This is a genomic window from Rummeliibacillus sp. GQ308 (assembly GCF_059759115.1).
In genome coordinates this window covers 1,939,254-1,960,603 of the sequence record NZ_JCAXDQ010000001.1, presented here as the reverse complement: position 1 = coordinate 1,960,603, position 21,350 = coordinate 1,939,254, and the positions used below count along the sequence as shown (strand labels likewise).

Annotated in this window: 18 protein-coding genes and 1 other annotated feature; of the genes, 12 read left to right on the top strand and 6 right to left on the bottom strand. The window is 37.3% G+C overall.

Annotated features, from left to right (window positions below):
• Positions 1-242: 242 nt before the first annotated feature.
• The 7 genes from hemA (at position 243) to AC6CHJ_RS09750 (ending at position 7,289) form a co-directional block, all read left to right on the top strand.
• Positions 243-1,607 (top strand): glutamyl-tRNA reductase, encoded by a 1,365-nt coding sequence (gene hemA / locus AC6CHJ_RS09780; RefSeq protein WP_150284724.1) that lies wholly within the window; start codon positions 243-245, stop codon positions 1,605-1,607.
• A 91-nt stretch (positions 1,608-1,698) separates the two neighbouring features.
• Positions 1,699-2,529, top strand: a complete 831-nt coding sequence (ccsA, locus tag AC6CHJ_RS09775) for a cytochrome c biogenesis protein CcsA (protein WP_066788609.1) — start codon at positions 1,699-1,701, stop codon at positions 2,527-2,529.
• Between the two features lie 18 nt (positions 2,530-2,547).
• Positions 2,548-3,480, top strand: a complete 933-nt coding sequence (gene hemC / locus AC6CHJ_RS09770) for a hydroxymethylbilane synthase (protein ID WP_147195858.1) — start codon at positions 2,548-2,550, stop codon at positions 3,478-3,480.
• A complete protein-coding gene (locus AC6CHJ_RS09765; protein WP_498288276.1) occupies positions 3,470-4,234 on the top strand; it encodes a uroporphyrinogen-III synthase in 765 nt (254 codons plus the stop codon). Before hemC ends, AC6CHJ_RS09765 begins: the two co-directional genes overlap by 11 nt.
• The gene (gene hemB / locus AC6CHJ_RS09760; protein WP_066788596.1) at positions 4,231-5,214 is read left to right on the top strand and encodes a porphobilinogen synthase; all 984 of its coding nucleotides are present in this window, start codon (positions 4,231-4,233) and stop codon (positions 5,212-5,214) included. Before AC6CHJ_RS09765 ends, hemB begins: the two co-directional genes overlap by 4 nt.
• Positions 5,214-6,506 carry a glutamate-1-semialdehyde 2,1-aminomutase gene (hemL, locus tag AC6CHJ_RS09755; RefSeq protein WP_498288274.1) on the top strand — a complete coding sequence of 431 codons (1,293 nt, stop codon included), beginning with the start codon at positions 5,214-5,216 and terminating at the stop codon, positions 6,504-6,506. The genes hemB and hemL overlap by 1 nt, the downstream gene beginning before the upstream one ends.
• A gap of 135 nt (positions 6,507-6,641) precedes the next feature.
• Positions 6,642-7,289, top strand: a complete 648-nt coding sequence (locus tag AC6CHJ_RS09750; RefSeq protein WP_498288272.1) for a hypothetical protein — start codon at positions 6,642-6,644, stop codon at positions 7,287-7,289.
• Here the strand turns inward: AC6CHJ_RS09750 and AC6CHJ_RS09745 are convergent.
• Positions 7,269-7,460, bottom strand: a complete 192-nt coding sequence (locus AC6CHJ_RS09745; protein ID WP_147195848.1) for a YszA family small membrane protein — start codon at positions 7,458-7,460, stop codon at positions 7,269-7,271. The two genes, AC6CHJ_RS09750 and AC6CHJ_RS09745, sit on opposite strands and share 21 nt — an antisense overlap.
• A 149-nt stretch (positions 7,461-7,609) precedes the next feature.
• Positions 7,610-7,823 (top strand) — a binding site (T-box leader).
• Positions 7,824-7,871: 48 nt separating this feature from the next.
• On the opposite strand from AC6CHJ_RS09745, the gene AC6CHJ_RS09740 reads away from it, so the two are divergent.
• On the top strand, positions 7,872-10,520 hold the full coding sequence (locus AC6CHJ_RS09740) for a valine--tRNA ligase (protein WP_498288270.1): 2,649 nt from the start codon (positions 7,872-7,874) through the stop codon (positions 10,518-10,520).
• A 69-nt stretch (positions 10,521-10,589) separates the two neighbouring features.
• Here AC6CHJ_RS09740 and AC6CHJ_RS09735 read toward each other — a convergent pair whose 3' ends face one another.
• A complete protein-coding gene (locus AC6CHJ_RS09735) occupies positions 10,590-11,384 on the bottom strand; it encodes an ATP-grasp domain-containing protein (protein WP_498288268.1) in 795 nt (264 codons plus the stop codon).
• Positions 11,385-11,388: 4 nt separating this feature from the next.
• Positions 11,389-12,255 (bottom strand): ATP-grasp domain-containing protein, encoded by an 867-nt coding sequence (locus AC6CHJ_RS09730; RefSeq protein ID WP_150284958.1) that lies wholly within the window; start codon positions 12,253-12,255, stop codon positions 11,389-11,391.
• Between the two features lie 85 nt (positions 12,256-12,340).
• Here AC6CHJ_RS09730 and AC6CHJ_RS09725 point away from each other — a divergent pair, with 85 nt between their 5' ends.
• Positions 12,341-13,585 (top strand): bifunctional folylpolyglutamate synthase/dihydrofolate synthase, encoded by a 1,245-nt coding sequence (locus tag AC6CHJ_RS09725; protein ID WP_498288266.1) that lies wholly within the window; start codon positions 12,341-12,343, stop codon positions 13,583-13,585.
• A gap of 84 nt (positions 13,586-13,669) precedes the next feature.
• Positions 13,670-15,376, top strand: a complete 1,707-nt coding sequence (locus AC6CHJ_RS09720) for a sensor domain-containing diguanylate cyclase (RefSeq protein ID WP_498288264.1) — start codon at positions 13,670-13,672, stop codon at positions 15,374-15,376.
• A gap of 64 nt (positions 15,377-15,440) precedes the next feature.
• On the opposite strand, the gene AC6CHJ_RS09715 is transcribed toward AC6CHJ_RS09720, so the two are convergent.
• From AC6CHJ_RS09715 to AC6CHJ_RS09705, 3 genes are read right to left on the bottom strand one after another with little or no spacing between them, the layout of a single operon-like run.
• Positions 15,441-16,892 carry a pilus assembly PilX N-terminal domain-containing protein gene (locus tag AC6CHJ_RS09715; RefSeq protein ID WP_498288262.1) on the bottom strand — a complete coding sequence of 484 codons (1,452 nt, stop codon included), beginning with the start codon at positions 16,890-16,892 and terminating at the stop codon, positions 15,441-15,443.
• Positions 16,893-16,895: 3 nt separating this feature from the next.
• On the bottom strand, positions 16,896-17,357 hold the full coding sequence (locus AC6CHJ_RS09710; RefSeq protein ID WP_392993057.1) for a PulJ/GspJ family protein: 462 nt from the start codon (positions 17,355-17,357) through the stop codon (positions 16,896-16,898).
• A gap of 1 nt (position 17,358) precedes the next feature.
• Entirely contained in the window at positions 17,359-17,844 is a 486-nt protein-coding gene (locus AC6CHJ_RS09705) for a type IV pilus modification PilV family protein (protein ID WP_392993059.1), read from the bottom strand.
• A 418-nt stretch (positions 17,845-18,262) separates the two neighbouring features.
• Between AC6CHJ_RS09705 and AC6CHJ_RS09700 the strand changes: the two genes are divergently transcribed.
• Both AC6CHJ_RS09700 and AC6CHJ_RS09695 read left to right on the top strand, forming a co-directional pair.
• Positions 18,263-19,663: a VanW family protein gene (locus AC6CHJ_RS09700; RefSeq protein WP_498288260.1), complete on the top strand. Its 1,401-nt coding sequence runs from the start codon at positions 18,263-18,265 to the stop codon at positions 19,661-19,663.
• Between the two features lie 11 nt (positions 19,664-19,674).
• Positions 19,675-21,339: a GspE/PulE family protein gene (locus AC6CHJ_RS09695; RefSeq protein WP_392993063.1), complete on the top strand. Its 1,665-nt coding sequence runs from the start codon at positions 19,675-19,677 to the stop codon at positions 21,337-21,339.
• Positions 21,340-21,350 lie beyond the last annotated feature (11 nt).

Genomic DNA, 21,350 nt, shown 5'->3' with positions numbered 1-21,350 from the left:
ATTATGGGGATTATAAGTAATAGCAGGTTTTACACAGTGCAAAGGTATTAAAAAACTGAAAATTACGTTATAAAACAGGTTAATTGTACTTCGAAGTATAATTTGCTAAAATATAAATTATAATAATTCTAAACAACAAGATGTCAATACGTCATAGGGTGTTCACAATTTATAAACAAGAATGATGACGATTTATGATATAATAGACATCGTGAAAATGAACGTGTGAGGTGTAGAGATTCATGCATACCATCGTAGTAGGCTTGAATTATAAAACAGCGCCCGTCGAAATTCGGGAAAAATTTTCTTTTACTGAAAATGAAATACCAGAAGCGATGAGAGCATTACAAAGCCAAAAAAGCATATTAGAAAACGTGATTGTTTCTACATGTAACCGTACAGAGATTTATGCAGTAGTAGACCAGCTGCATACTGGCCGTTATTACGTCAAACAATTTCTTTCAACATGGTTTAAAGTTCCTGTTGAGTCGTTCGAAAGTCATTTATATATACGTGAAGAAGATGAAGCAATGATGCACTTATTCAAAGTTACTTCAGGTATAGACTCAATGGTTTTAGGTGAGACACAAATACTTGGACAGGTAAAGACAAGCTTTTTACAAGCGCAAGAACTTGGTGTAACAGGCACTGTTTATAATAAATTATTTAAACAAGCGGTTACATTTGCGAAACGTGCGCATGGCGAAACAGCCATCGGTGAAAATGCTGTGTCTGTATCGTATGCTGCAGTAGAACTGGCGAAAAAAATATTTGGTTCTCTTGAAAATAAACATGTAGCTATACTTGGTGCCGGCAAAATGGGTGAGCTTGCAGTCGAAAACCTTTATGGTAGCGGCGTAGGGAAAGTAACTGTTATAAATCGTACGTTCTCTAAAGCAGAAACTCTTGCAGAAAAATTCCATGGTACAGCTAAATCCATGCAAGAACTACAATGTGTATTGCTAGAGGCAGATATTCTAATTAGCTCGACAGGTGCAACAGAATATGTTATTGACCATGAATTAATGCAATTTGTTGAGAAACTTCGCAAAGGCAAACCTTTATTCATGGTAGATATTGCTGTGCCTCGTGATTTAGATCCGCGCATTGGTGATATTCCAAATGTATTCTTGTATGATATTGATGATTTGCATGGCATTGTTGAGGCAAACCTCGCAGAAAGAGAACGCGCAGCAAGCCAAATTGTTTCCATGATTGATACAGAAGTGAATGATTTTAAAGATTGGATGACAACTCTAGGCGTTGTGCCTGTTATTGCAGCCCTTCGTCAAAAAGCTGCTCGCATTCAATCTGAAACAATGCAAAGCATCGAAAATAAAATGCCAGATTTAACAGACCGTGAGAAAAAAGTATTAAATAAACATACAAAATCTATTATTAATCAATTGCTCAAGGATCCGATTCTACAAGCGAAAGAAATGGCCGGTTCACAAAAATCAAAAGAACAGTTAGCGCTGTTCCAACGTATTTTTGGTATTGAAGAGGATGTACAAGATGAAGTGAAAAAACAACAGCTTCAACAAAAAGAGCGAATGGATAAAACAGTATTAGAAGCACAAGCATCTGATGCAAAATGGTCATATTAAGAAACTTTAAGAAGAGCGTTTTCGTGTCTATGTGGTAAACTATAGGTGCGGAAACGCTTTTTTTAAGATTTATGTCGCAAAGGAGCATATTATGGCTGATTTGACGATGACAAGGCTGCATGAAGCAATGGTCGTCTTATATGCGATCAGTCTTGTCTTTTATTTTATCGATTATTTAAATAAAGACCCGAAAGCCCATCGCATTGCGTTTTGGTTAATTTCTGTAGTATGGGTACTTCAATCAGCATTTTTAGGACTTTATATTATACAGACGCATCGATTCCCAATACTTTCGCTATTTGAAGGAATTTACTTTTACGCGTGGCTTTTAATTACTATTTCGATTTTTTTACATTGTTTATACCGAGTCGATTTGCCTGTCTTCTTTTTAAATGTGATTGGTTTTATATTTATGACTATCCACACATTTGCACCAAATCAGTTGGCACTTTCGCCAGTCGGCAAGTCACTTATTTCTGAATTGCTCTTTTTCCATGTCACATTTGCCATCTTATCCTATGTAGCCTTTTCGCTATCCTTTGTTTTTTCAACATTGTATCTCATTCTTTACAATGTATTGAAGAAGAAAAAGTGGACAAAGCAATGGACGCGTTTACCATCATTAGATCAAGCACAAAAAGGCATGACGTGGGCTATATTGGTGGGTATTCCTATTTTGCTGATTAGTTTAATACTTGGACTTCAATGGGGTTATTCATCGTTAGAGCATTTCACTGTTTTAGATACAAAGATTATAGGGTCTTTTCTCTCTCTATTAATCTATTGTTTTATATTATATGGCTATCGAAAAGGAAAGCTTCATACGACGATGTATGCTTGGACAAATGTGTATGCCTTCCTTGTTATCATTGTAAATTTCTTTTTAGGAAGCCGTTTGTCAAGTTTTCATTTTTGGTATTAATAGAAAGGTTGGATGTACGTGCGTAAAATTACTGTTGGATCAAGACGAAGCAAACTAGCATTAACTCAAACAAATTGGTTTATTGACCAATTGAAGAAAGCTGGGGCGCCGTTTGAATTTGAAGTGAAAGAAATTGTGACAAAAGGCGATAAAATTGTGGATGTTCAATTGTCTAAAGTAGGCGGCAAAGGCTTATTTGTAAAAGAAATTGAGCAAGCTTTATTTGACAAAGAAATCGACTTTGCTGTCCACAGCATGAAAGATATGCCTGCAGTACTTCCAGAGGGGCTAGTTATTGGCTGCATTCCGAAACGTGAGGATCCACGCGATGCCTTCATTAGCAAAAATCATGTGAAATTTGCAGATTTACCAAAAGGAGCAGTTGTAGGTACGAGCAGTTTGCGCAGAAGCGCACAATTGTTGCTTGCACGTCCAGATTTGGAGATCAAATGGATTCGCGGTAATGTAGATACTCGTTTAGCAAAACTAGAAAACGATGAGTACGATGCGATTATCCTAGCAGCTGCAGGGTTGAAACGTTTAGGCTGGAGTGATGAGGTTGTTACAGAATACCTATCAACTGAAGTATGTCTGCCAGCAGTAGGGCAAGGTTCGCTTGGAATTGAGTGTCGTGCTGATGACGAAGAGCTACTATCTGAGCTGGCGAAGTTAACAGACAAAGCAACGTGGGAAGAAGCTCATGCAGAGCGCGCGTTCCTTGCTGCAATGGATGGCGGCTGCCAAGTACCAATTGCTGGCTTTGCACGTTTTGAAAATGATGGCGTGAATTTCAAAGGCCTAGTAGCTGCTCCTGATGCCTCTGTTTTTTATAAAGAATCAGTTGCTTCAAAAGATGCAAAAGCTGCAGGAGAAGAAGTGGCAGAAAAACTAACAAGCCAAGGCGCATATGAGTTAATTCAAAAAGTAAAGGCTGAGCAAAATGCCAACTAATCTGCCATTGAGTGGACAAAATATTGTCCTGACTGGCACGAAGATGACGCATTCAGTATCTTCACATATTTTAGAAAGGGGCGGCAATGTATATCATTTGCCGCTCATTGCTGTACAAGAAGCCACTTCTTCGAATGATGGTGAAAAGCTAGCAAAAGCCTTAAACAGCGAATGGCTAATCTTTACTAGTCAAAATGCTGTAGAAGCATTTTCACAAAAGCTTGCCCGCGCTTCATTAAGCATAGAAAAAAGCAGAGCCAAGATTGCTGCAGTGGGTGAGAAAACTGCAAGTGCATTAGAAAAAATAGGTTGTCAGATTGATTTTATGCCGTCTACATACAGTGCGGATAAATTTGTTGTCGAATTTCCTAAAGTTGCTGGGAAGGTTGAAAGTTGTCTATTCTTGAAAGGTAGTTTAGCAAAGGCTACTATAAAGGAAGGGCTGCCGTTTCCAGTCGATGAATGGACGGTCTATGAAACCATTCAAAGTACAGAGCATATCAGTGAATTAACGACATTAATCCAAAAATCAAAGGACGCAACAATTATATTTGCGAGTCCTTCTGCTGTGGATGTATTTAATAAATATGTCGTACCGCAAACAAGCTGGAGAGGTTATCAAATCGCAGCTATTGGACATGTTACTGAGCAAGCTCTCATAAATGCCGGAGCAATGGTAGATGTTAAACCAGAAAAATATACGATGTTGGCCATTATAGAAGAATTGGCTAAAAAGAAAGGACGATCATCATGACAGATTTACATTTCAAAAGACATAGACGTTTACGCCAATCTAGTGCGATGCGTGCGATGGTAAAAGAAACTTACTTACACAAAGAAGACTTTATTTATCCAATCTTTGTTATCGATGGCGAAAATATTAAAAATGAAGTGTCATCAATGCCAGGTGTATTTCAATTCTCACTTGATCGTTTAGGAGAAGAAATGGATGAAGTTGTTTCTCTTGGTATTCCATCTGTTATTCTTTTTGGACTTCCAGCAGAAAAAGATGAAGTAGGGTCACAAGCATATCATGATCATGGCATCGTCCAAGAAGCTACTCGTTTTATTAAGAAAAATTACCCTGAAATCGTGGTAGTTGCTGATACTTGTCTATGTGAATTTACTTCTCACGGTCATTGTGGCGTTGTATCAGAAGATGAAAAAATCTTAAATGATCCATCATTAGATTTATTGGCTAAAACAGCGGTTTCACAAGCAGAAGCGGGAGCAGATATTATCGCACCTTCTAATATGATGGACGGGTTTGTAGCTGCTATTCGTAAAGGATTAGATGAAGCGGGTTATGAAGATGTTCCGATTATGTCTTACGCAGTAAAATATGCATCTGCTTATTACGGTCCATTCCGTGACGCAGCAGATGGTGCACCACAATTCGGCGACCGCAAAACGTATCAAATGGATCCATCAAACCGTATGGAAGCAATGCGTGAAGCTGAATCTGACGTAGAAGAGGGAGCGGACTTCTTAATTGTAAAACCAGCGTTGTCTTATTTGGATATTATGCGAGATGTTCGCAATAACTTTGATTTACCTGTTGTTGCCTACAATGTAAGTGGTGAATATGCGATGGTCAAAGCAGCTGCAATTAATGGCTGGATCGATGAAAAACAAGTCGTATTAGAAACATTACTTGGCATGAAACGTGCAGGCGCTGATTTAATCATTACTTATCATGCAAAAGATGCAGTTCGTTGGATGGAGGAGAAATAATGACACGTTCACATGAAAAATCAAAAGCAGCTTTTCAGGAAGCAATTCACTTAATGCCGGGTGGCGTCAATAGCCCTGTTCGTGCATTTAATGCGGTAAATATGGATCCGATCGTAATGGAAAAAGGGAAAGGTGCAATCATTACAGACGTAGATGGCAATGATTATATCGACTACGTATTATCATGGGGTCCTCTTATCTTAGGTCATACACATCCTGATGTGGTAGCTGCGGTTCAACGTGTGGCTGAATCAGGTACAAGCTTTGGCGCTTCTACTGTGATTGAAAATGATTTGGCTAAAGAAGTAATCAAACGTGTACCATCTATTGAAATGATTCGTATGGTTTCTTCTGGTACAGAGGCGACAATGAGTGCTATACGTGTAGCGCGCGGTTATACAGGTCGCGACAAGATCTTGAAATTTGAAGGCTCTTATCATGGTCATGGTGACTCTTTACTTATTAAGGCAGGCTCAGGTGTGGCAACACTTGGTTTACCGGATAGCCCTGGGGTGCCGTTAAGTATTGCTCAAAATACGATAACTGTTCCTTACAATGATTTAGAGTCTGTAAAACAGGTCTTTGAGATGCATGGAGAAGATATCGCAGCGATTATTGTTGAACCTGTAGCGGGAAATATGGGTTGCGTGCCACCGCTTCCAGACTTTTTAGAAGGATTGCGAGATATCTCTACAAAAGCAGGTTCATTATTAATTTTTGATGAAGTTATGACAGGTTTCCGTGTTGGGTTCAACAGTGCTCAAGGATATCTTGGGGTTACACCAGATTTGACTTGTCTTGGGAAAGTAATTGGTGGTGGTCTACCAGTTGGAGCTTTCGGTGGTTCTCGTGAAATCATGGAACACATTGCACCAGCTGGACCAATTTATCAAGCAGGAACATTATCAGGCAATCCGCTTGCTATGACAGCTGGCCTTGAAACGTTGAATCATTTAACGCCAGAGTCGTATAACTACTTCAAAAAGTTAGGTGACCAATTAGAAGCAGGGTTCCGTGAGGCAGCTGAAACATACAATATTCCACACACAGTAAATCGTGCAGGATCTATGATTGGTTACTTCCTAACAAATGAAAATGTTATTGATTTTGAAACTGCTAAAACATCTGATCTGCAATTATTTGCAGAGTACTATACACTAATGACAGAAGAAGGGATTTTCTTACCGCCATCTCAATTTGAGGGTGTTTTCCTTTCAACGGCGCATACGGAAGAACATATTGCACAAACAGTGAAAGCCTTCCAAAAAGTATTTAAACAATTAGCACGTTAAGACATACAGCAGAGCGCATATGCTCTGCTGTTTTTTTATTTCTTAATTCTATTTTAATATATTAATTAGATAACTAGCTGGTTCTATAAACTCAAAAGTGTACATATAGATAAAGATAGAGGAGGGAATGTAAATATGAAAAAGATTACCTGGGAAATAAATGAATCATTCGTTTTTCCTGAAATATATGGTAAACCAACAAGCATAAACAAAGTGAAAATTACACCTCGATGGGAACAGCAAGAGGACGAATTATCCGTATCACTTACTGGTATTTACCACATTGCCGCTAATGTGGAATTCGATGACACTCAAGAGGTGCTGCAGCAGTTAGAAAACGAGAGTACGCTTGTAGATGAAGTGGATGTTGAAGGTAATGAAGGCTATTTTGAGTATGCTATTCCTCTAAATGTAAGCTTGCCAAATGATAAGATTGACCAATCAACCGTTGTCCTAAACACAAAAAATCTTCAAACCAAAGTGTCCGATAATGGGATTTGCGTGATTAGCTGCCAGGTAGATTGCGAATATAAAAATGTTGAAGAAAAAGAAGTGGTTGAAACGCCAAGAGTGGAAGCCCAGTCAGAAGTAGTTCAAAATGAAGAGGTCCAAGTGGCGGAGACGGAAAAAGTTGTACAACTTACAACGAATGAATCGCCAATGGACCTTCTAGAAAAGCCAATCGTAGTTGATCAAGATGAATCTATCTTAAGTCAAATACTGTGGGATTTAGAGGAACATTATTCGGTTGAGGAAATACCATTAAATAATGTCAGAATGTAGTAAGTACCAAAGACCTATAAAGAGCAGTAGGATGATAATATCCCAGGTTGTCGGAAAAATAATGATTCGCACGAATTGGAAGCATGTGAATGGGATAATAATCCCTTTACAGTAGAAACGTGTTTTCCGCAACCAAGGCGGCAGCAAGTATGGATTATATCGTCTTCTCATGAAGAAGCTCCTTTCTATTTTAATGAAAAACCCATTCCTAGTATTTTATGTAGCTAGGGATGGGTTTTTGTAGGTCATTTAGAGAAAAGTAGCTTTGCGAAAAAACTTGAAAAATTAGGGACTATTCGCTACAATGTATACAGCTATATATATATGCTTTGAAGGGGAGGAGTAGAACGCTCCTACTTGTTAGAGAGGGAACGGTTGGTGAAAGTTCCTCAAGTAGACGTTTGAATGTAGCCCTGGAGCAGTTTTTGTGAACATTGAAGTAGCAAAAACCGGTGAAAAGCCGTTATACAATGAAGAGTCAGTTTTTTTATGCTGAAATTAAGGTGGTACCGCGAATATTCCTTCGCCCTTTTATAGGGTGAGGGATTTTTTTGTATAACGAGCATTTAAGGAGGAGATCTAATGGAAGAACAAAACACATCCATGTCGACTAAATATGAACCACAGACGATTGAAAAAGGCCGCTATGAATGGTGGTTGAAGGGCGATTATTTTAAAGCGCAGCCTGACAGCGAGAAAAAACCTTACTCAATTGTTATTCCGCCACCAAATGTAACAGGGAAATTGCATCTAGGCCATGCATGGGATACAACATTGCAAGATATTTTAATTCGTATGAAACGTATGCAAGGGTATGATGCGCTTTGGCTACCTGGAATGGACCATGCAGGTATCGCTACACAAGCAAAGGTGGAAGCGAAGCTAAGAGAACAAAATATCTCTCGCTATGATTTAGGACGTGAAAAATTCCTTGAAAAAACATGGGAATGGAAAGAAGAATATGCTGGCACCATTCGTGAACAATGGTCAAAACTAGGTTTATCTCTAGACTATTCACGCGAACGTTTTACATTGGATGAAGGTCTTTCAGATGCAGTAAAAGAAGTATTTGTTAAATTATATGAAAAAGATTTAATCTACCGTGGTGAACGAATCATAAACTGGGATCCACAAGCAAAAACAGCATTGTCAGATATCGAAGTAATTTACAAGGATGTTCAAGGTGCTTTCTATCATATGGAATACCCACTAGCAGATGGCTCAGGTAAACTTGAGATTGCGACAACACGTCCTGAAACTATGCTAGGTGACTCTGGTATTGCTGTTAACCCGAACGATGAACGTTATGCACACTTAGTTGGCAAAACAGCTATTCTTCCGATTGTCGGCCGTGAACTTCCAATTGTAGCAGATGATTATGTTGATATGGAATTCGGTACAGGCGTTGTTAAAATGACACCAGCACATGATCCGAATGATTTCGAAGTCGGCAACCGTCACAATTTAGAACGCATTAAAGTAATGAATGAAGATGGTACGATGAATGAATTGGCTGGCAAATACCAAGGTATGGACCGCTTCCAATGCCGCAAGCAGCTCGTGAAAGACTTACAAGAGCAAGGCGTCCTTATCAAGATTGTTGACCATATGCATTCTGTTGGCCATTCTGAACGTACAGGAGTAGTAGTAGAGCCTTATCTTTCAAAACAATGGTTTGTAAAAATGGCACCTCTTGCAAAAGAAGCGCTAGAATTACAAGAAAAAGAAAACGAAAAAGTAAACTTTGTACCAAATCGTTTTGAAAACACCTACACACGCTGGATGGAAAATGTCCACGATTGGTGTATTTCACGCCAACTATGGTGGGGCCATCAAATTCCGGCTTGGTACCACAAAGAAACAGGCGAAGTGTACGTAGGTAAAACTGCTCCTGCGGATGAAGAAAATTGGACGCGTGATGAGGATGTCCTTGATACATGGTTCTCATCTGCTTTATGGCCTTTCTCCACAATGGGCTGGCCAGATGTAAATAGTGAAGATTTTAAACGCTATTATCCAACAAGCGCATTAGTTACAGGCTATGACATCATCTTCTTCTGGGTATCACGCATGATCTTCCAAGGGCTTGAGTTTACTGGTGAGCGTCCATTCAAAGACGTTTTAATCCATGGTTTAGTACGCGATGGGGAAGGACGTAAAATGTCCAAATCACTAGGTAACGGGGTTGATCCAATGGATGTAATCAGTCAATATGGTGCTGACTCACTTCGTTATTTCCTAGCAACAGGATCATCACCTGGCCAAGATCTTCGTTATACAACTGAAAAAGTTGAAGCTGTTTGGAACTTTTCCAATAAAATTTGGAATGCCTCACGTTTTGCTTTGATGAACATGGATGGCATGACATATGAAGAGATCGACCTAACTGGTGAAAAATCAGTTGCGGATAAATGGATTTTGACACGATTAAATGAAACCATCGAAGAAGTAACAAGACTTGCTGATAAATACGAATTCGGTGAAGTTGGCCGCCATTTACACAGCTTTATCTGGGATGATTTCTGTGACTGGTATATTGAAATGGCTAAATTACCGCTTTATGGTGAAGATGAAGCCGCGAAGAAAATGACACGTTCAGTTCTAGCTTATGTTCTCGACAATACAATGCGTTTGCTTCATCCTTTCATGCCTTTCATCACTGAAGAAATTTGGCAAAATCTACCGCATGAAGGCGAGTCCATTACTGTTGCTTCTTGGCCTACAGTAAAGGATGATCTTCACTTTGCTAAACAATCTCAGGATATGAAATTGTTGATGGACATTATTCGTGCTGTTCGTAACATCAGAGCAGAAGTTAATACACCAATGAGCAAAAAAGTACCGATGTATATTTCTGCAAAAGATGCCCAAACACTGGCTGTCCTAGAAGAAAACAAAGCATATATTGAAAAGTTCTGTAATCCAGAAACACTTTCACTAGGTGAAAATCTACAAGTCGACATGAAAACCATGTCAGCTGTCGTGTCAGGCGCTGAAATTTTCTTACCGCTTGAAGGTCTAATCGATGTGAAAGCAGAAATCGAACGACTTACAAACGAATTGAAAAAATGGGAACAAGAAGTCAAACGTGTTCAAGGTAAGCTAAACAATGAACGCTTTGTATCCAAAGCCCCTGAAGATGTAGTTGCTGCAGAGCGTGAAAAAGAAGCAGACTACCTAGAGAAATTTAATACAGTAGAAAAACGTATTGCTGAATTAAAGAATATGTAAAGAAAAAGCCGCCCTTTTGGATAGGGCGGTTTTCTAGTGTGAATAAAAAGTATTGCAGCCGCAAAGACTTTATATACTGTCAACCAAATAATTCACCAAAATCTCTGCCAAATCATCGTTAAACAATTCATAAAAAGATCTTGCTCCGACAGGGTCCTCGATTTCATTTAACATCCAATCACCGTTCGGAAGAAGTAAGAAGTCGATGCCGATATAGTCACTTTGCAGAGCTTTTTGCAGAAGCAAAATTTGTTGCGTTTGAGTCTCTGATAAAGAATATTTTTCAATTGATCCGCCACGTGTGTAATTCGAACGGAAATCATCATTGCCAACGCGTTTGACGCAGCCAATGATTTGATCACCAACAACCCATGCTCGAAGGTCTGTGGCATATGTTTCGATATAGGGTTGTAATAGTGTTGCTCTATTATGCCATTTCTTTTCATAATGCGAAAGTTGTTCAGCGTTCTGGCATAGTGCAACTTCATCGCCGCCATGCCCATCTACTGTTTTGATGACAACAGGGAAGTCACGCGCTTCGTCTAATATTGGAACAGTCGGAATACCGAGGGAATTAGCAAACTCTATTGTTTTTCTTTTATTATTTGCCAGGTCATTCACAAATGATTTATTTACTATTCTAATTCCTGCTGATTGTATTTTTGATGCAATAGATGCTGAGCGTGTGCGGTTCCATACAAATAGAGGATTATCCAAGCGAGCTAGAAAACTGTCGATATCTAAATCATCCACAAAGACTAACTTCAAATCCACATCTTTTCTCTTAGCAGCTTCAACTATATCTTTAATAAAAAATCTATTATTGAAGGCATCCTGCTCCTCATATAAGATATATGATTTCATATGATCACCCAATTTTCTTCAAAATATATTGAATAAATGGCACACCGACATTGATGCCAGTCACTTCATATAAGTTGCGAATATGCGCTGCTGCGTTCACTTCACATACGAGTGGCACTTCGTTGGGTCCAAATAGAAGGTCAACACCTGCAAATTCGGCGCCAACTGCTTTTGCCGCACGGAGCGCAATATCTTTTTGCTCCTTTGTTAATGCAATTTTTTCTGCAACGCCACCGTTTGTGATATTCGCCCTGAAATCTGTTTCCGAATGGCGATACATAGCAGCTGCTACCTCATCGCCGATTATATTGACGCGAATATCTCTGCCACGGCTAGAGGAAATAAACTCTTGAAAGACAAAATCAACGCCTCTCAATTCATCTACTTTTTCATAGAAGTCCTTTTCGGTTGAAATAAGATACACTTTCATGCCGAATGAGCCGTGGCCTTCTTTTATAATCATAGGTAAGCCCAACGTTTTAAGTACATTTTCAAAATAACCGCTATCTCTTATGGTGAATTTAGGATATACCTTTGGTGCAATGATAGTTGTTGGCATTGGTATTCCTTTACTAGCAAGCTGTATGTATTGTTTTGCTTTGTTATCGCATGTTTCAATTACTTCTGGGTCATTGAATATAGGGATTCCTTTATTTTTTAGGTAAGTGGCTAATAAAATATCTTTATCTAAGAAAATCACAAAGTCAGGCTTTTTCTCTAGTTCCTCGTCAAGCTTCATCATAATCTCATAGTTTTTATATATCACTGGTCTCACATCAAGAGCTTCCGCCGCTTCCGCCATCAACCTTGCTTGATCTAAAAACTTATCATTTATTAAGCTACCATTATATATAATCCAACATGTTTTCATCATCAAAACCCTCTCACACAAGTGCTATAATATATTTTAAAGTGTAGCATGAAAAATGTAGAATACATAGAATGGAGTTTTTACCTTGATACCTAAATTAGACTATTATAAGGAACGTTTCCATATATCGAGCGATTCAGCAATTAAACCGGGATTAACTGCAATTCAAGAAGCGCTAGAGTTAGTAGGGCACCCGGAAAAAAACTTGCCGGTTATTCATTTAGCAGGCACTAACGGTAAGGGGTCTACGCTTACAATGATTGAGCGAATAGCTCAAAGCCATGACTTAAAAACAGCCTCTTTCATGTCACCATGCATGAAGGACGTACATGACCAAATCAAATTAAACGGGGAGCCAATTGCGCCTGATGAATTAGCTGCCATTTTTAGTATCATGAGAGATGCAGATTTAGACGGAAAATGTACTGATTTTGAATTACTAACAGTTGCAGCCTTTCTAGCATTCCAGCGTTTTCAAGCGGATATTGTGTTAATTGAATGCGGAATGGGTGGACTTTATGACAGCACAAATGTTGTGATGCCCATCGTTTCAGTTGTGCCGAGCATTGCGTTAGAGCATACAAACTTTTTGGGTGATACACTAGCCAGTATCGCGGGCCATAAGGCAGGCATTATAAAACAAGGTAGACCAATAATTACAGGCAATCTGCCAGAAGATGCAATGGCAGTTTTTATAGAAGAAGCCAAGCATTGTGAAGCTCCGCTTTTTGTATATGGAAAAGATTTCTCTGTTGAGGGAGAAGAGAAATCAGAAACCTATATCGCACTAAATTTTCGAATTAATAATCTAGACCGTAGCATGCTAGGAATGCACCAGCGTAGCAATATGGCGCTAGCAATCACAGCATTCCTTCAAGTTGCACAGCATCTACATATACAAGTTCACCCAGAGGCTATTCAAAATGGGATTAGCCATGCGGAACTTGCAGGCCGCTTTGAGAAAATTTCCAGCAAATTATACATTGATGGAGCTCATAATCCCGCAAGTGCAAGAACACTAGTAGATACCGTTAAAGAACAGTTCAGAGGTCAAAAGATACACTTTATTGTAGGCATGTTGAGAGACAAGGATGTAAAAGGCGTTTTGCGTATTTTAGAAGAAGTAGGGACTGGTTTTACATTTGTTGATGTAGATAATGAGCGTGCGATGCCTGCTGAAAACTTATATAACTTATCTAACAGTCATGTTAAAGAGGTCTCAAAGAAAAATATTCGTCATATAATAGAGGAAAAAAATGATGAAATAGTCATTATAACCGGCTCTTTATATTTGCTTGCAAGTTGGCGAGAGGAACTATTAAATGGGTAAAAATGTCTATTTTTGATAATTGAAACTATTTTAACTTGTGGTATAATTTACATTATCTATTTGCTGAATGGGAGGAAAGCAGGAGTGAAAAAGTCGTTTGCATTTCAACTTGTGGTCTTCATGATATGGATCGTTTGCATACCTCTCAGCATCTATACGGTATATCAATATTATCCGCCGAATGAAGCTACTAATTGGCCATTGTTAGCAGGTTTTACGGCATTAAGCCTTTTAACCTCGGCGTTTCCAGCATTCATTAATGGAACTCCCTTTTTCTTAACACAATGGGTAAGTCTCGCTTTGTTTTTGCGTTTTGGATTATTTATTGAAATAGTAGTTTTTCAGATTTCATTAGTTCCTTTACTTTATAATTTAAAATTAAATCGCAATATGTTATATCGGATTCCATGGAATTCTATTATGTTTTTCCTTGTATCTCTTCTCAGCGGATTAGCTTTTTTGTGGCTTGGTGGAGATATACATTCCATGAACACAGTGGACATTGTAGGATATGGTTTGCTCTATATTGTTGTAAACATCACAGCAAATCATGCTCTTATCAAAATCAGTGGGATACTATTAGGACAACGGATAAGATTCTTTACAATTGATGATACTTGGGATTATCTTATTTGTGCGTTTGCACTTCCGATGGGTCTTAGTCTTTATCTGCTTGGTCAGTATGTAGGTGTACTTTCAATAATCCTTCTTGGTATTCCATTTTATATGGCTACACGACTATTGCAGCTTTATACCACTACGAGTAAAGTTAATAAAGAACTTTCAGAAGCAGCCCATTTTGGTCACCAATTAGCAGATCAACTGGATTCGGAAGAAACGCTAGACTTATTTATTGAACGCGTACCGAAAATGGTTTCTATAGATGGACTTTATTTGATTGATCGCCGCCAGCAGACGGGTACATTATCTGTACTACGAGCTTATGAAAATGGAAAACAAATCTTAAAGAATGCAACACATAAAGAATTAAGCCATAGTTTGTTATCTGAAACGATAGAAAGTGCAGATAAAACTGTATTTTGTAAACGTGAAGAATGGTTGCCATACAGTGGCTCTTTTTTACTTCCGAATACGCAAAGCGCTCTTGTTTTGCCGTTTTGTCGAAATCATCAATTGGAAGGTGTACTACTGCTAACATCACGTAAGAAGAATAATTTCCAAGACTATCAGGTGAAAATGCTTGAATTAATTAGCTCCTACTTTATTGTTTCATTAGAAAAGGCTCGGTATGTAGAAAAAGCAAAACATAGCAGTGAACGATGTGGTTTGACAGGCTTATATAATTATCGTTATTTTGAAGATTATCTAAATTCCAAGATGAATGAATTGAAGGAACACACCATTTCCAACCTGTCTCTTATTATGCTCGATATCGACTATTTCAAAGGTATAAACGATCGATATGGTCATGAGAGCGGTAACGAAATACTTCGTGGTTTAGCCGCAGTCTTGAAACGAGAAGTCGGGGAAAGGGGTACACTTGCACGCTATGGCGGCGAGGAATTCGTCATCCTCTTGCCAAACTATACAAAACAACAAGCATTGCTACTAGCTGAAAAGCTACGCGAGCGAATTGAAATGCAACCGTTTGAAATCGTGCCGGATCTACTTGAAAACGTCAAGCACCTTATTGTTCACATCACCGCAAGCATCGGCGTATCTTCAGCTTATGAAGATACCGACAATGCTACAAACCTTCTCCGTAACGCTGACCATGCGATGTATAAGGGAGCGAAAGAGCAGGGGAGGAATAGGGTGGCGGGGTTTTAGTGTGAATTGAAAAATAGCTGCCAACGATTATGTTGGCAGCTATAAATATACTATTATCTATTAGCTAAACATTTTTCTCTATTACTGGTTCGCTTTCTATAGGGGCAGTATTAGAAGGAGATGAAGTATAATTGCCTCTAAAGTCTATATTAGCTCCTCCACTCATTTCAAAGGTATTACATATAATAGATCCTTTTATACTAGCTCCACCGGTAACTGTAAAATAATAATTAGGAACTACAAATTTAACTGTATCATTAAAAATACCTCCAGAAAGTTTAACAGTCCCTGTTCCGTTAGAATAGAATTCTCCATTCAGTCCTCCGCCTCCTGAATAATCCATATTTGCTTGTTTTATAAAAAAATTAGCTTTGACATGCACATTGTTATCAAAAGATAATTGTTTATTGCCAGCATAATAAATGTCAAGGTTATTTGAATCTCCATTTGTATTTAAAAATGTATTTCCAAAAGTAATACTGTCTTTAACAAAAATTTTCAATTTACCTTTACCTTTTATGTTGATTGTACCATTTAATTTTAAATTGGTTACATAGAGTATTGTATCTGATTTCTGAACGTCGATGTTAAAAGTAGCTCCGCCATTATTAGCATAAAAATTAGCCAATTTTAAGTTATTTGTTAAAGTCAGAGTTTGCCCATTAATATCCCAATCTTGTTCTATACTACCATTTTTAATTAAAGGTGAACTGTTATTGAGATAAACTGCATCTTCAAATATTTTTTCGTTAAATGTAAGCTTCTCTTTATAAACATTATCTATTAAATTAGAAAAAGAAGAGGGATCGTAAACTATTGGCAAATCTCCTTCGGGAGCATCTATATACTTTTCTGTTTTTGAAGCCAAGATACCATTAACATTATTTATTATTCCCCATTGTTTAAAGATATACTTCCCTTTAGAATACACAGCATAATTATCAGCACTATTAGAGAAAGAGTTATCTAATTTCACTACAATTTTTTGCGAAACTTTACGTATCCCGGAATTCCCAGAGGTAGAATTTACTTTTGATCTATCAATAAAACCCGTCGAGCTAATTGTATAAATTAACTGATTGTTAAGAAAATATACCTTAATATCAGGCTTTGCAATTGGAGAGTTAGAGAACTGTTTATCAAAATCCGTGACAGGTTGTTTCAGAGATTCAATATCAATCAAATCAAGTTCTTGTTTGAATATATTAGCGAAAGAAACTGTTTGGTTATTATTTTTATTTGTGGAGATTAGCTGTTTATACTTTTCTATAGAATTAGCATAAGCTTTATTAATTTTTGCGGTAAGGTCTATTTTTGTCTTTGTAAGCCCTGATTCTGCTATATAATATGCTGATTGATCATTACGCTCGTTCACAGATCTTTTTAGGGAAGAAGAAGAATAAGTTAATATACTCAGACCCAAGATGCTTATTACTGTTATTGCTAAAACTACAATAATTAATGTATAACCTTTTTGATTGTTCATATGGCGAAGTTCATTAAATAATTTTTTCATTTGTCACCTTTCCCTTGATATTATTGTAGTTTCAATTGATTCTCTTTGCAATTTTGTATTGGTAGGTACAATTTTGATTCGCCATTCATTGATTGTGGTCTGTTTAACTTCAAATATTTTAATTTTTGTTGCTATCTTTTCTGTCTGATTGTTAGTTATATTGTATTTGAAAATGGTGTTGCTTTTTTCATCTAATTGAAAATAAGTCCCTGAATTATTAAATTGAATACCATTATTAATAACTTTGATATGAGAAGATTCTGTTTTTCTGATTTCTTTTGTAATAATTTTAAAAGCAAAGGAAATATCGCTCAATTGATAGTTTTCATTCATTTGATTATTATATTGACTATAACTTTTATTAATTACATTAAATACTAGAATAGAAACAATGCTCGCTATTACAACAGCTGCAAGAATTTCAACTAATGTGAATCCCTTTTGAGATTGATAATAATTTTTCACGTTACTTTCCTTTCCACTGAAGATAATTTTCCATCTGCGCTTTATAGTTTGTCTGTGCATTTATTTTGCAAGTATCAGTTGAATTGGAGATATCATTTTTGTTATAAACGCTAATTATAACTTTTGAAAGGTTATCTCCAACTGTATCCTTTCTCAAAATTATTATGTAGTTGGGATATACACTAACATTTTTATAAAATGTATATTTTTCACATTTCGTACTAATATAATTTAACTCATTTGTTAATACCACTTCTTGATCAGTGAACTTTTTATTAATAATAACAGCATAAAGTCTCTCCATCTCCGTTTGAGCAACATAAGTAGCATCCACAATCTTCTCAGAACTCTTGGTAGTCTTAGCGGTTTGAATGAACAAAGTAAAGAAAGAAAAAAGAATAATAACTAAGAGTACGAAAGAAGCAATGACTTCTACAAGGGTGACACCATTTTCATTCACTACTATTTTTTTAATTTGACTAGTCATATTTGCTATCCTTTCTGCTGTCCAACTATTGCCTTTGAGAGATAAGTAATCATTTTTTCCTCGAAATATGGATCAGCTAATTGTTTATTTTTGTTAATTTTAAGGTATGATTAATATGAGGACAGACTTTAATAAAATGAATTAATAGAAAAAAATAGTAAAGTATAAATATTCTATAACATTCCGAGAAATTTGTATTTATAATATAAAATTTGGGGTTTTTTAAAAAGTATTCTAAGCCTTTAGTATATTTTACATTTAATTTAATAGGATTACTATGAGTTTTATCTTAATTTATATGTTCAAAATCTATCAAAAAGAAATATTTGAGTGAAAAAAGTCATATCTTTTATTATAATAACCATCTATAATGAAAATATATTAGAAATTTAAATTAAGCAACGAGATAGGTGATGAGATGAAAGTCACTCCAATATATAAAATTATTACAGGTTTGTTCTTACTCTCTATAATACTAGCATCCGCGAGTTATGTGAATTTGCATGTTTTTGCTACTTCTAGTGGTTCGACAATCGGATCTGTCGCTGTAGAGGACTTATCAGATGGCGAAATTAAAAAGCAATTAAACCGTGCGATAAATAAATGGAAGAATTCAGAGCTTTCAGTCCTAGTAGGTGGGGAAAAAGTCCTTTTGGAAGCAGAAGATTTCCAATTTAATAGTGATGAATCCATCAGTACATATAAAAATCGCACTGCAAAACCTTGGTATGCGTTTTGGAGAAAGACCCCAATTGTACATGAACCATTACAGGTTAGTGCTACTGATTCCTTAGTGGAAAAAATAAGTGAACATACAAAACAAAATAGCGATGAGATTGCATCACAAGTACTCGAAGCAGCTTCTTATTTAAGGAAATTCCCACTTAAGATAAAGGATGCTGATTTTTCAATCGAAGATGGTGAACGAATTTCTTTCCAAGCTGTTCCAGTCAAGGATGCTGATTTAAGTAACATCGTTGCATTAGCGAAGCAATTAGATGGTTATATTTTTGAACCTAACAAACCTTTCTCTTTCAATTCATTCATAGAGCAAGCAGAAATTAACAATGATCGCTCATTAAGCCTCATGGCATCTGCTTTATATAGTAATGTTTTACAAAGTTCATTCGAAATTACAGAGCGCCATCAAGCTGAAGAAATACCGACATACGTTAAGCCAGGTTATGAAGCGATAGTTAGCCCATTTTTAAATAAGGATTTGAAATTTATTTCTAAAGGAACAGTTCCTGCCAAGATAGCTGCAACGGTCAGTGGCAATGAATTAAAGGTATCGCTTTATACACTGTCTGGAAGCCCTGAAGTCTTAGTTTACGAGAAAGATAGAAGAGCCATTGAACCACGTACCATATACCGCTATATGTCCAATTTAGCGGAAGGGGATAGTAGGACTGTAGAGAAAGCGAAACCAGGTTTACAAGTTTACATTTATCGAACGATAACAGACGAGAATGGTAAAACAGAAAATCAATTAATTAGTCAAAATTATTATCATCCAATAAATCAAGTTATTGAAACATCGGCAAAACAAACGGCACCAATAGATAATAGTTCTGAGCCTACTACAGATGGATATGTGGAGAATCAGCAGGGGACGGATCAGGGATTAGGTGAACCACAGCAAGAGGAGTCAACAAGCCAACAACCTATGCCTAGTAAGGACAAGAATTCAAAAGATGATTCAGAGTTGAATTCTTCAAAAGAGCCTCAAGCAACCACAAGTAAAAATGGAGGTAGTGTTCCAAAAGGAAGCCATTACAATAAAACAGGTGATATTGTTACTCCGAATGATTCCAAATAAGGGGGATTCTCATGGTACTTTCAAAAAGAAAAAGGCTTGGTGATTTATTAGTTGAAGCAGGCGCCATAACCTCACAGCAACTTGACTACGCCCTTCAAAATAAATCGAAAGATGAGAAACTGGGCGACTTTTTGATTCGGGAAAATTTGCTTACAGAGCAACAGCTGATTGAGGTGCTGGAGATTCAACTAGGTATACCTCAGATTAGTATTAGTCAATTTGTGATTGATCCTGAGCTTGTGCACTTATTGCCTAAAGAAATTGCAAAACGTTCGCTCATTATGCCTTTAACTCGAGAAAAAAATAAGCTGTTGATTGCAATGGCCGATCCAATGGATTATTTCTCGATTGAAGAAGTTCGTATGGCAACAGGCTGTCAAATTGAGACAGCAATCGCATCAAAAGATGAGTTAAATAAAGCCATTAGTAAGTACTATGATTTGCAGGAGACTATGGATGCAGCTCTTAATGATTTAGTTCCAACTGAAACATTTGAAGAGCCGGAAATGTTTGACGATGATTCACCGATAGTCAAATTAGTCAATCAAATCATCTCTAATGCAGTAGTACAAAGAGCAAGTGATATACATTTTGATCCCCAAGAAACGGAGCTGCGGATTCGATATCGAATTGACGGAGTTTTGAGAACAGAGCGGTCATTGCCACGCAATATGCAAAATATGATCATCGCCCGTATTAAAATTATGGGTAATTTGAATATTACAGAAAACCGATTGCCCCAAGATGGACGAATAAAAGCGAATATTAATCTTCATCCTGTCGATATTCGGCTTTCTACTCTGCCAACAGTATATGGCGAAAAAGTAGTTATGCGGGTGTTAGACTTGAACAACTCGCATGGGGATTTGCAAAAGCTCGGTTTTTCACCAATGAACTTGTTGCATTTTAAAGAAGTGATTAGTAAGCCAAATGGTATTGTCTTAATTACAGGTCCTACTGGTTCAGGGAAATCTTCTACACTATCTACTACACTTAACTATTTAAATAGTGAGGAAGTGAACATTATTACCGTAGAAGACCCAGTGGAATATCAAATTGAAGGTGTGAATCAAATACAAGTCCGTGAAGAAATTGGCTTGACCTTTGCTGCAGGTTTACGTTCCATTCTGAGACAAGACCCTGACATCATCATGATAGGTGAAATTCGAGATACCGAAACGGCCCAAATAGCTACACGTGCGTCTTTGACAGGTCATCTAGTACTGAGTACGTTACATACAAATAGTGCAGCAGAATCTATTTCACGCCTATTCGATATGGGTATTGAACCATTCTTGCTATCATCTTCAGTAGTTGGCGTCGTGGCGCAGCGTCTTGTACGCCGAGTATGCAGGGATTGCGGAAAGTACGAAGACGTTTCATCTGAAGAAAAAGATATTTTTTCAAATCATGACATAACCATTTCACATGTTAAGCGTGGGGGCGGCTGTCCATCTTGCAATAACACAGGGTATAGAGGGCGTTTTGCTATACATGAATTATTAATCGTAGACGAAAAAGTGAAAGAATTAATTTTGAACAGAGCTAGTCTAGCGGAAATCAAAAAACATATGGCAACACATGGTTATCGTACATTGCTTGAAGACGGGCTTATAAAAGTGGCGGATGGCCTAACAACAACCGAAGAGATTCTTCGAGTAGCAACTGATGAATAAGGTGTGATGAA